Here is a 12,935-nt window from a genome sequence, read left to right as displayed (position 1 = left end):
GAGATCCGGGATGGCGATTTTCATGGAAAAAAAGAGGAGAAGGGGCTATGGCAGAGCAGAAAAAGTACAAACAGAAATTGTCACCCGCAAAACGCAAGTCACTTTTAAAGCGTTCTATACCGATCTATATCATGGCACTCCCGGGCCTTATTTATATGTTTATCAACAACTATATGCCGATGCCGGGAATTATATTGGCATTTAAAAATTACAAAGCTAAAAACGGAATTTACGGCTCCAAATGGGCGGGCCTTAAGAATTTTAAATATTTGTTTTCAACACAGGATGCATTTATCATTACCAGAAATACTATTTGTTACAATCTTGTGTTCATAATAGTCAATACAGTGTTTGCAATTTTGATCGCGATAATTCTTTCAGAGCTTACGCATAAGATCAAGAAGGTATATCAGTCAGTGATCCTTCTTCCTTATCTGCTTTCAGCGGTTATTATCAGCTACCTGGTATTTGCTTTCCTTTCAGCAGAGAACGGATTTATAAATAACTCAATCTTTAGACTTCTCGGTAAAGATCCAATCAGCTGGTATCAGGAAAAGCAATATTGGCCTTTCATCCTGGTATTTGTAAATCTCTGGAAGGGTATCGGATACAACTGTATCATTTATCTTTCAACAATCATTGGATTTGACAGAAGCTATTATGAGGCAGCAGCTATTGACGGTGCAACCAAGTGGCAGCAGATAAAGAGCATTACACTTCCTTTGCTTAGACCTACGATCATAATGCTCACACTTATGGCTATCGGTAGAATTTTCTATTCAGATTTCGGTCTTTTCTACCAGGTACCTCAGAACTCAGGTGCCCTGTTACAGGTAACAAACACAATCGATACCTATGTATACAGAGGACTTATCGAGCTTGGTGACATCACAATGTCAGCAGCAGCCGGTGTTTATCAGTCAATTGTCGGATTCATTCTTGTTATGGCAGCTAACCTTGCTGTTCGTAAGCTTGATCCCGATAGTGCATTATTCTAAGAAAGGAGGAAATAGTTATGGGACAGGAAAAAAGATTTCAGATCTTTGGTCATATAATAATGACAATCGTTACTCTTTGTGCAGTAATACCGCTTATCCTTCTGGTTATTTCTTCTTTTACAGATAATGCGGTGCTTGTCAGAAACGGATATTCATTCTTCCCTGAAAAATGGAGTTTGGAAGCATATAAGTATATTTTCACCAGCGGTGATTCAGTACCTCATGCATATCTGATTTCAATAGTGCTTACAATTGTTGGAACAACTCTTGGACTTTCTATAACAACACTTATGGGATATGCTCTTTCAAAGACATTCCTTCCCGGAAGAGGAGTACTTACTTTTATCGTATTCTTCACAATGTTGTTTAATGGTGGTCTTGTTCCTACATACATTAACTATACGAATGTTTTCGGACTTAAGAACACATTCTTCGCACTTCTTGTACCCGGACTTCTTATGAATGCATTCAACGTAATGATGATGAAGTCTTACTTCGTAACAGGTGTGCCGGAAGAGATTCTTGAAGCAGCATACATCGATGGCGCCACAGAGTTCCAGGCATTCTTCCGTATAGCTCTTCCTCTTGCAAAGCCTATTGTTGCAACAATTGGTCTTTTCATAGGAATCGCTTATTGGAACGACTGGATGAATGGTTACATTTATCTGACAAAGAGAACAGATCTGTATTCAATTCAGAATCTGCTTAACAGAATGATTCAGAACATTCAGTTCCTGACACAGAACAGTTCAGTATCTAGTAATGCAAGTACAGCGCTTGCATCAATACCGAGTGTAGCTGTTCGTATGTCAATGGCAGTAGTTGGTGTTTTGCCCATCATCATCGTGTACCCCTTCATCCAAAACAATTTCGTTAAGGGCATTACCCTCGGCGGTGTTAAGGGTTAATACGAAAGATACGGCTCTGTATATATATATTAGTGCTCTGCGGACGCCTCTCGGCTCCGTGAAAAACGTAGCGGTACTAAGATGGCAAAAAACGCCATCTAAGTGCCGACGTTTTTCAAGGCCGCTTCGTCCTAATATATATATCCAGAGCCTATTTTTGAATCAGTCCTTAAACCATGTAAGGGCGATGCCTTATACCATGTGAGAGGTATGGCTTATAGCATGTGAGGTGATGCCTTGTAGCGCATGAGAGGTGCGGAAGTAGCTGAAAACTACGTGTGAAATCTGGAAAAGCTATAACATACACGTAAGTACGTATATAGAGTAGGTAAAAACTACGTGTGTAATAAGAATAAGTCGTAGATTCCACGTAAAGTAATGGAAAAATTAAGAAAGTGAGTGAAGAGTATGAAGAGTTTACTTTATCCGGTTAGGAATAGGTTTAGAGATGAGAGGAAGCTGGACGGACTTTGGAGGTTCAGCTTTGATAGAGAAGAAAAAGGTGAAGGTGATGGCTGGACTAAGGGGCTTCCTAAGAGTGCAATAAATATGCCTGTACCGGCTTCGTTTAATGACTTTTTTACTGATAAGGAGTCAAGGGATTATTGCGGAACCTTCTGGTATGAGTGCGATTTTTATGCTCCGGCTAAGCAGGAAGGTAAGAAGACTTATATCAGATTTGGAAGTGTTACACACAGGGCAACAGTTTATGTAAATGGCGTAGAGGTTGGAAGTCATGAAGGTGGTTTCCTTCCGTTTGTTCTTGATGTGTCAGATGCGGTTAATTTTGAGGAAAATAATAAACTTGTTGTAAAGGCTAATAATGAGCTGGATGAGACTACGCTTCCTTGCGGAAATGTAAGCACTCTTAAGAATGGTAAAAAGCTGGTAAAGCCCTATTTCGATTTCTTTAATTATGCCGGAATCCATCGTTCAGTATGGGTTATGAGCGTGGGTGAAGAGTGCATTACTGATTATGATGTGATAACTGAAACAGTAGGTGATAAAGCAGTTGTTAAGGTAAGACTTGAAGCCGTATCAGCTAGCGGAAAATCGCTTAAAGGAAGCGCTTATCTTACAGACAGATCGGGATGTCAGATTTGTGATGCTGTTTTTGAAATGAAGCATGATGAAGAAAAAGATGTTTATTCTGGTGAAGCATGCTTTGAAGTAGATGAGCCGAACCTTTGGGATACGAAGAATCCCTATCTGTATGGAATAGAATTTGATTTATTGTCGGATGGACAGGAGATTGATTCCTACGAAGATAAAATCGGTATTAGAACCATAGAGGTAAAGGGCACAGATATCCTTCTTAACGGAAAGCCCATTTACTTGAAGGGCTTTGGTAAACATGAGGACTTCGATATTATCGGAAGAGGTTTTAATTACGGCATAGCAAAGCGTGACTTTGAGTGCATGAAATGGATAGGTGCCAACTGCTTCAGAACAAGTCATTATCCATATGCGGAGGAGTGGTACAGATTTGCTGATGAGGAGGGCTTCCTTATTATCGATGAGGTTCCCGCCGTTGGCATGATGCGTTCCTTCTTTAATTTCATGGATGCAGGAAAAGGTGGTAAGTACACATATTTCTTTGAAACTGACACGGTACCGAAGCTTAAGGAAAATCATTTAAATGCAGTAAGGGAAATGATAACAAGAGATAAAAATCATCCTTCGGTTATTTCATTTAGCCTTTTCAATGAGCCTGAGACCATAAGCACTTTTGCGCATGATTATTTTAAGGATATTTTTGAATATGCAAGAGAACTTGATCCTCAAAAGCGCCCTCTTACAGGAGCTCTTGAGAAAACATCTTCTCCGGATAAATGTCAGTGTTATCCTTTCTGCGATTTTATTAGCCTTAACAGATATTATGGCTGGTATATCAGCGGAGGCTCCGAGCTTTCGGATGCAAGAGAGCTTTTCATAGAGGAGATGGATAAGTGGAAGGCACTTAATCTGAATAAGCCCTTTGTGTTCACAGAGTTTGGTGCAGATACCCTTGCTACGGAGCACAAGCTTCCGTCAGTTATGTGGACTCAGGAGTATCAGAACGAGTACTACGACATGAACTTTGAGATTTTCGATAAGTACGATTTTGTTAAGGGTGAGCTTACCTGGAACTTTGCAGATTTCCAGACTTCTGAGGGAACTTTCCGTGTTGCAGGTAACAAGAAGGGAGTGTTCTCACGTAACAGGCAGCCCAAGGATATCGCATTTAAACTGAAAGACAGATGGGAAAACACAAATAATCTTTAATAAACTTAATTCTATTTAAGATGAATATTTCATTCGACTGAAATACTAGAGAGGGTTTAACAAAATGAAATATAGGGATGAAAATGTAAGGTTACGATTAGCGAGAGAAATAGCAACAGAAGCCATGGTTCTTCTTAAGAATGAAGAATCATTACTGCCCCTTGAAGCAGGTAAGAAGATTGCCTTAATTGGCAGAACTCAGAACGCAACCATTATCGGTGGTGGCGGATCAGGGGCTTCTCACAGTGATAATACGCTTCAGATTAGGGATGAGCTTGTAAATGCAGGACTGAAGCTGGACAAAGGTTTTGATAAGTATTATCAAAATGTCCATGAAAAGGAAGTGGAAGAACTTAAGAATAAAGGCGCCGATTTTGCAGCAATGGATTTAGAGGGACTTGTTGCCAGCGGAATTATTTATGAGCTTTTTGGAAAATATCAGGCTGTTACACCTGAACCTGTGCCGGAAAATGAGCTTTTTGAAAATGCGGCAAAAGATACAGATACAGCCATCATTGTAATAGGCAGACAGACCGGTGGTGAAGAGTGCGACAGAAGAATAGAGGATGATTATCTTTTAACTGATGTGGAAAAATCACTTGTTGATGCTACCTGCAATAGTTTTGAAAAAGTGATCGTTGTTCTTAATGTAAACGGAATGATAGATACCAGCTGGATTAAGAGTAACGACAAAATCAAGGCTGCAATTTTCATGGGAACATCCGGTGAACAGGCGGCAGGAGCCCTTGCTGATCTTATTTCCGGGAAGGTATATTTTAGCGGAAAACTCTCTCAGACAGCAGCTTTATTCTATGAGGATTATCCTACAGCTGAGCATTTTTCATTTAACAAGGATGAAGATAGAAACATCAAGACCTATGAAGACTACGGACTTTCAGCAGCTGATAACGGAAGCACTGGGAAGGATGTAAGCCCTGTCACCGTCTATGCAGAAGATATGTATGTGGGATACAGATATTTTGACAGCTTTGAGAAGAAGGTTGCGTATCCCTTCGGATTTGGACTTACATACGCTGAGTTTGACACTGAAGTTGTGAACTTTGTTAATGTAGGCGGAAGAGCGCTGGTTTCTTGCAATGTTACAAATAAGTCAGATCGTTTTGCAGGAAAAGAAACGATTCAGCTCTACGTTCATAAGCCCTTTGGAAAAGAGAAAAATCCATATAAGGAGCTTGTAGATTTTGAGAAGACTTTTGAACTGGCACCCGGCGCATCAGAAAACATTGCACTTTCTTTTGACTTAGGCGAACTGGCCGTTTTTGTAGAAGATGAAAAGGGCGGCAACTATGTAATAGAAAAGGGAGAGTATATTCTTTTCCTTGGAAACAGCTCTGATAGTGCTAAAGCTATTGCGAAAATTGTTGTCGCAGAAGAGATTGTAACAAAAGAACTTTCTGCTGACATAGGCATGAAGGCCTGCAACAAAGATAAGATTAAGCTTATCTGTCCTGAAAAGGAAATGACTGTAGAAGATACAGGAAATCTTAAAGAAATCACCATCTCCAAGGATGATGTGATTATTGAAAAGTGTGAGAAAAAGGAATACAGTTTTGAGAATGATTCTCAGGACGCTTCAGGAAAAACAGCAGAAAACGGTAATGTAATACACGCTAATGAGGATAGCACTGATCCAAAGAGCTTCATAACACTTGCAGATGTAATTGCAGGTAGAGCATCTATGGAAGCCCTTGTTAGTCAGATGAGTGTTAAGGAGCTGGCAGTTTTATGTAACGGCTTTGGTCCCGGACTTCCCTTTGGAGGAATTGGTCAGAAGGCTCCTGTTACCATTCAATATGATGACGGAACCGATATAGGCAGAAATTCTCATCCCGAAGCAATGCCCGGATACATAAATCCTGCCATTGATAAGTACGGAATCTTTTCCTGCTATTATAAGGACGGTCCCGCCAGCGTTGGTAAAACTGCGTGGCCTACAGGGATGATGATCGCCTGCACTTTTAATAAAGGACTTGCTTATGAATTTGGAAGTGCATGCGGTAGAGAAGCAGAGGAACTTAAGGTTAGTGCATGGCTTGCTCCCGGACTTAACATAATCCGCAATCCAATTGAAGGAAGAGCATTTGAGTATTTTTCAGAGGATCCTTTTGTCTGTGGAACAATGGGTGTTCAGATCTGCAAAGGCGCCATAGAAAATAATCAGGTGACAACCTGTCCCAAGCATTTTGCATTGAACGAGCAGGAGACTTACAGAAGAGGCAGTCTTAAGAAAAATATCGATGCAGTTGACAGCATCGTTTCAGCCAGGGCCGCAAGAGAGATTTATTTAAAGCCTTTTGAAATGGTAATAAAGAACTCTGATCCTGTAACTATAATGAGTTCTTTCAACAAAATAAACGGAACATTTGCAGGTGGAAGTCATGCTCTGTGTAAGGAAATTTTGCGTGGCGAGTGGGGCTTTGAAGGCGTGGTTGTAACTGACTGGGGCGATATGGATTTTGTAGTAGACGGTGCAGATGCCGTGGCTGCAGGAAATGACGTTGTTATGCCCGGTGGACCGCCTGTAATTGAACAGGTTCTTAAGGGCTACGATGAAGGTAGAGTAACCCTGGATGAACTTAGAATTGCTGTCATCCATCTTCTTAACTATGTTAAAATGATGAAGGACTACTCAAAATAGAGTAGGTATAGGGATTTATTTTATTGAAGGTATAAGGCAAAAATTTTTTACAGGAGGAGTTACAGATGAAAATTCGTACTATTATTACTCAGGACGCTGAAGTAGATGATCAGAATTCCTTAAGACATTTTCTTTACTATGCAAATGAAGTTGAGCTTCAGGGTATAGTTCAGACATCTTCAAAATTCCACTGGGTTGGAATCCCCGGTGCTGTTAAGCCTGACAAAAAATCTGATGATGATTTTAGCGGTGAATTTGCTAAAGTTTCAGGACCTTTTGATCAGCCATACAGATGGCCCGGAACAGACTGGATGATGGAAGAGATCGATGATTACGAGAAGGATTATCCCAATCTTTGCAAGCATGCGGAAGGATACCCTACACCGGATTATCTAAGGTCTATTACCAAGATCGGAAACATCGGCTATGAAGGTGAGATGGAAAAAGCTACAGAAGGTTCTGATCTTATCAAAGAGCGTATCCTGGATGATGATGAGAGAACTCTTTACATTCAGGTTTGGGGTGGAACGAATACAGTAGCAAGAGCACTTAAGGACATTCAGGAAGAGTATGAGAATATGCCTGAGTGGTCAGAGCTTCATTCAAAGATTACCAAGAAGGTTGTAATTACAGCCTGCGGCGAACAGGATCCTGCATACAAGGAATATGTTGCTGAGAACTGGCCGGGCATTCAGTTCATAAAGACTCTTCAGATGCAGAGCTATGCTTATCCCTGGTTTGTAATGCCTGAGGGTGAGAGCAAGGATACTCTCAAGGCAGACTTTATGGAAAAAGAAATTCTGTCAAAAGACAGCGCACTGATAAAGGGTTACTGCACATGGCTTGATGGTCATGAATATGAAGGCGAAGGTCCGGAAGGTCAGTTTGGAGCAAATCCTAATATCGTAAATGAATGGTTTGGAGCAAGATTCATGAAAGTAGTTCCTCAGAAATATGACTTTTTATCTGAGGGTGATTCTCCTACATTTTTCATACTGCTTCCCTTTGGAACAAGAACTCTTGAGGATGTGACCTACGGCGGAGTTGCAGGAAGATATCACAAGGTTGATTACAAGAATTCCAAAGGTGAAGACTGCAATCTATGGGATGTTTCCAAGGATATCTATACAGATAAGGATGGAAATGAGTCTGAACAGGAATCCATGTGGCTTTATGTTGCAGACATTCAGAGAGATTTTGCTGCAAGAGTTGCCTGGGCTGCAGATGGAAGCTATGAAAAGGGCGAACATTCTCCAAAACTTTCAATTGAGCAGGGCGTTGATATATCCGCATCAAAAGGTGATGTGGTTACCCTCACTGCAAGTGCCGAGAATCCGGATAATCTGGATACAGATATCAGCTTCAGAGTTTATAAGGATGCCAGTGCAGACTGCGCAGCAGAGGTTACCCTTGAAACTACAGATAATACAGCTAAAATAACCATTCCTGAATCAGCAAAGAGCGGAGATCTGATTCATATCATGGTTAAAGCAGAATCAAAAGGACATTACAGACTATTTGACTATAAACAGGTTATCATTAAAATAGACTGAGGGGGATTACTGTTTATAGGGAGGTTTTATAATAGTATGAAAAAGGAACGGGTATTTGTGCGGATTTTTTTTGCATTTTTGGCAGTCATGTTTTTAGTCATGTCAGTGCCCGGAATGTCAATGTCAGCAAGAGCTGCTGATAACGATTTAGGTGAACTTGTCATTGATATGACAGATGGTTATGCGATGGTTGTTGGTGATTCAGCTATAGGTTTCTCAGCTACTAAATGGTATCTGGGTTTGGAGGGACAGATAAAATACAAATATACCAACAATGGAGATAACATTGATTTGGATGTTGATGGCAATCCGGATATCAGGGTAAAAGAAGGTGAATTATGCTATTTTACTGTGCTTCAGGGGAAAAATATAAGTGGCAGATATTCATTGCAAGTTAAGAATCCAAGAAAAAATCAGGGTGAGTACTATTCGAAAGTTACATTTATATTACCTGAATCTGATATTCTCCAATGTGACAGGGGAGTAAAAATTGTTGATCTCAGTAAGGGCAGACAAAACTATTATAAAGATGAAATGCTCATATTGCTGGATACGATTTTTGATGGGATGGATTATTTGGACGAAGTAGTTACAGAATCGGATAAAAATCAGATAGATTTCTATAGGTATAGTGGCAAATTTGATTTTGATAAAACTGCTCCCCCTGAGATTTCTGTTACATATGATATATATGATTTATCATCAAGTATCATTCCTCTGGAAACAAGATCCTTTAATGGTACCTATAAGTATGTGATGAGCGAAAAGGCTAAGAAGTTCCTGGTAGAGGAAGCAGTAGTATTCTATAATACTGTATATTTTGTTTTCACAGCTGAAGGTATGGATCAAGTAGAAAAAGAGACTCAGACAGGGAAATATGCACTTCGTCAGATTGGTGAGACTATTATATATGAAGGTGCGTATTACGAGATCACATCTGTAGCAGAGTCAAACAGAACGGTTAAATACTTAAGACCTGAGTCAAAGAATATTAAGAACGGTATTGTTCCTGATGAAATTCCTATTGGTGCGTATAAGTATAAAGTAACCGAGATAGCTGAAAAAGCCTTCAAAAATCACAAGCAGATGACAAAGGCCACCATAGGTAAGAATGTCAAAAAGATTGGAACTAATGCCTATAACGGATGTAAGAAGCTTAAAAAGCTTACAGTAAAGACCACGCTTCTGAAAAAGAAGAATGTGGGAAAGAATGCCTTCAAGGGACTTCATTCAAAAGCAAAGGCAAAGGTTAAAAAGAATGTTGTTAAAAGCTATACAAAGATCTTCAGTGCAAAAGGATTTAACGGAAAGAATCAGAAAGTAACAAAGTAAAATAAAGACTTCTTGTGGGATAAGAAAATGTCCTCAAGAAGTCTTTTTACGTGTATTTAAAATAGGAATTCTGATTGTTGTGATATGGCTAAAAAAGGTATGTTATTCTGTTTTTTAATTTTAAATCATACCGAGTATCTGTCCACCAGACTTGAGGTAATCTGAATTCTGGTGTAGGCAAGCTTTGGATCCTGAATCCTCATAATTAGTCTTTTAACAGCTTCACCGCCAAGGGCTGCTTTGGGGACATTGATTGTTGAAAGTGAGGGTTCAATAATCTGGCTTATTGGAAGATTATCAAAACCTACAACAGCGATGTCATCCGGTATGCGGTAGCCGAATTCTTTAAAAGCCCTGATGGCTCCGGCAGCGATAAGGTCATTATCAGCAAAATAGCATCTGGCAAGATAGTCTTTGTTTTTTAAAATGTCGCACATATCAAGATAGGCGCCTTCGATAGAGGGAGAGAGTTCGTGGATGATACTTTGAGAACGGGACATGCCATTTTCGTGGACTGCTTTTCTAAAGCCTTCCTGGCGCTCTTTAAAATTTTGTATGCGATAGCTGCCCATAAGATAACCGGGCTGAGACTTTACTTTTCGTATTAAATATTGAGTGGCCCTGTAGGCTCCCTGCACATTGTTGATGGTGACAAAATCCCTGTCTATGGTCTCGTAGTAGCTGTCCAGTATTACCACAGGAACAGGCAGTGTGAGAAATGGTTTTAGATCAGAAGGTGTCAGCTCTGTTGCAAGAATTATTACGCCTATACAATCAGAGTATTGTATAGCTTCAAGGTCTGCCGTTGTAAAATCGGATTCATAATAGTATTGGACTTTAAGCTTATAACCCTGAGCTTTACATTCATTGGAGATACCTTCAGAGAGCTCAGCATAAAAAGGCGTATCAGCAACAACTACGCCGTTCTTTTTGTAAATCACAAAATATATGCTTCCGTTCTTGATGGCGGAAGCTTTTATTTTACTGAAATCATATCCGTATTTTTCAGCTTCATGCTTGATCTTCTTCCTTGTAGCTGCACTTACTCCCGGCTTATCATTAAGCGCCATACTTACCGCAGCAGCACTTATCCCCATTTTCTTTGCCAGTTCTTTTGCAGTAATTCCCATAATCGTTCCTCGATAGTGTTTATTTGCTACATTATAAGGTGCTTTGCGTTTTGTATTTATCCTATGTGTCGTTGATATTTCAGTTTTTGACGTAATTTTCAGGTGATTTTCATTTTGCGTGTCGGCTGCAAAATAAGATACTAAAATATGTGACGCATATTTTTATTGTGCGCAAAAATGCGTGTTCTGTAATAAGCTATCAGACACGCATTTTGCAAATAATCATAAAAGGCGTGCAAGATAATAGAGATTTATACACGCATATTTCTTAAATGTATAAAAAACGTGTCAAGTCATTGAAAACGTTACACGCATAAAGAACAAATGAACTGAAATGCGTGTCTGCTTCTGGAAATATAGGCACGCAGAATGCATATATAGTAAAAAATGCGTGCTGATATATGGATTTGGTAGTACTAATCCTTGGACGATGACACGCGAGTATTACAAAAATGTCTAAATACGTGTTTTTAATTAAAATCATACTCTACTAAGTGCTATTTAATTCACTTAATTCAATAATAATGGCAAATGTAGAAAATATCAATGTTTACATGATGAATTAAGTAAATAATTAAGTTAATAACACTTAATTATTTACTGAAATTAAGTTGACTGTATTTTATATTTATCTAAGTAAAAGAAATAAAATCAGAAAGCGATAAGAAAGAAAAAGGAAGCAACAAGAAAAGCAAGAAGTAGTTGCGTGTGAAACAGAGCGAGAGCGTCAGCCGAGAGAACCATATATGTTATAAACAGCCGGTGAACATAGGAGGTAGAAATGAACGGGATTTATTATCAGTTGATTGATGTGACCGATTTTGGTCCGTATGTAACTAAACTTATTTTGGGGATGCCCAGAGAGATTGGAACTGAAGAACTTGAAAAAGATGCATTCAGCGTCTTCGTAACTATCAGAGATAAAAAGGGCGACGTGGTGGAGATGCCAAAGTCCTTCATCGAACGCGACCAGTTCGTTCCAAGCATGGGCTACAGAGTTATAAAGGATGCTTATGCCAGCGATATGAAAGGCAACAAGGTTTCCGGAAAAAGCAGATATGCTGCCCTTGAACTTGAATTCGGTCCTGCATATAAGTGCAGCTCAGCAATTGCTGCAGACTGGAAAAACATTAACGGACACGAGAGATATACAGTTAATGATTACAGAATTGAGCAGTTAAAAGAAATCGGCGATGGCGATGATAAGATAATCGGTCTTACTTTTGATACCTGCGCAGGAGTATTTAATCCAGACAAGGAGAGATTCCAGGAGTTTGATTCAGATGATGAGACCAAGGTTCTCAGATACGGATACTTTACTCCTAATCTCAAAGGCGGCAAAAAGCCCCTTATCGTATGGCTTCACGGCGCAGGAGAAGGCGGAGATGAGACATCAATCTCATACAGCGGCAACAATGTTCCTGCTCTTACAGAAGACTGGGTTCAGGAAAAATTCGATGGAGTATTCGTCCTTTCACCTCAATGCCCCACAATGTGGCTTGATGATGGAAGCGGAGAGTACGGCGACAGCGGAAATTCCAAATATGTAGAAGTATTAAAGGCGACGATAGATCACTTCATAGACAGATTCGTTGATGCAATTGATACTGACAGAATCTACGTGGGCGGAGATTCAAACGGCGGATTTATGACAATGCGAATGATCATGGATTATCCTGATTTCTTCGCTGCAGCATTCCCGATCTGCGAGGCAATGATAGACAGCCAGATCACAGATGCCCACATCGATAAGATGAAGGATCTGCCCATTTGGTTCACCCACGCTAAGAACGATCCCGTGGTAGTTCCCGATAAGTACGTATCACCTACCTACGACCGTCTCATGAAGGCAGGCGCAAAGAACGTTCACTTCACCTTCTGGGACAAGATAGTAGATATGCACATGGGATTTAAAGACGAGAATGGTAATCCCTTCGAATACCTTGGACACTTCGCATGGATTCCCATGCTTAACGACGACTGTAAAGTAGACTTCGACGGTAAACCGGTGGTAGTAGACGGCAAAGAAGTAACCCTACTTGATTGGCTTGCACTGCAGAAAAAGTAATTCAAAAAAGGAGATTATGACT

The 12,935-nt window shown here is 40.0% G+C and carries 8 protein-coding genes; 7 read left to right on the top strand and 1 reads right to left on the bottom strand.

Annotated features, from left to right (window positions below; all coding sequences use genetic code 11):
- The first annotated feature begins 47 nt into the window (after positions 1 to 47).
- The 6 genes from G610_RS0117360 to G610_RS0117335 all read left to right on the top strand — a co-directional run bounded on the left by G610_RS0117360 (position 48) and on the right by G610_RS0117335 (position 9,715).
- Positions 48 to 998 (top strand): ABC transporter permease, encoded by a 951-nt coding sequence (locus G610_RS0117360; RefSeq protein ID WP_051198097.1) that lies wholly within the window; start codon positions 48 to 50, stop codon positions 996 to 998.
- Positions 999 to 1,015: 17 nt separating this feature from the next.
- A complete protein-coding gene (locus G610_RS0117355) occupies positions 1,016 to 1,906 on the top strand; it encodes a carbohydrate ABC transporter permease (protein ID WP_026525784.1) in 891 nt (296 codons plus the stop codon).
- 408 nt (positions 1,907 to 2,314) lie between these two features.
- Positions 2,315 to 4,171: a beta-glucuronidase gene (gene uidA / locus G610_RS0117350; RefSeq protein ID WP_026525783.1), complete on the top strand. Its 1,857-nt coding sequence runs from the start codon at positions 2,315 to 2,317 to the stop codon at positions 4,169 to 4,171.
- Between the two features lie 64 nt (positions 4,172 to 4,235).
- Positions 4,236 to 6,830, top strand: a complete 2,595-nt coding sequence (locus tag G610_RS0117345) for a glycoside hydrolase family 3 protein (RefSeq protein ID WP_026525782.1) — start codon at positions 4,236 to 4,238, stop codon at positions 6,828 to 6,830.
- 65 nt (positions 6,831 to 6,895) lie between these two features.
- Positions 6,896 to 8,383, top strand: coding sequence for a DUF1593 domain-containing protein (locus tag G610_RS21505; protein WP_051198096.1), 1,488 nt, complete (start codon positions 6,896 to 6,898; stop codon positions 8,381 to 8,383).
- A gap of 36 nt (positions 8,384 to 8,419) precedes the next feature.
- On the top strand, positions 8,420 to 9,715 hold the full coding sequence (locus G610_RS0117335) for a leucine-rich repeat protein (RefSeq protein ID WP_026525781.1): 1,296 nt from the start codon (positions 8,420 to 8,422) through the stop codon (positions 9,713 to 9,715).
- A gap of 125 nt (positions 9,716 to 9,840) precedes the next feature.
- Here G610_RS0117335 and G610_RS0117330 read toward each other — a convergent pair whose 3' ends face one another.
- Positions 9,841 to 10,845, bottom strand: a complete 1,005-nt coding sequence (locus tag G610_RS0117330; RefSeq protein ID WP_026525780.1) for a LacI family DNA-binding transcriptional regulator — start codon at positions 10,843 to 10,845, stop codon at positions 9,841 to 9,843.
- Between the two features lie 781 nt (positions 10,846 to 11,626).
- Here G610_RS0117330 and G610_RS0117325 point away from each other — a divergent pair.
- Positions 11,627 to 12,913, top strand: coding sequence for a prolyl oligopeptidase family serine peptidase (locus G610_RS0117325; RefSeq protein WP_026525779.1), 1,287 nt, complete (start codon positions 11,627 to 11,629; stop codon positions 12,911 to 12,913).
- Positions 12,914 to 12,935 lie beyond the last annotated feature (22 nt).

Source organism: Butyrivibrio sp. MB2005 (genome assembly GCF_000424285.1).
Taxonomy (GTDB): Bacteria; Bacillota; Clostridia; order Lachnospirales; family Lachnospiraceae; genus Butyrivibrio.
The sequence above is the reverse complement of the archived record's forward strand: the minus strand, read 5'-3'. Positions and strand labels throughout refer to the sequence as shown.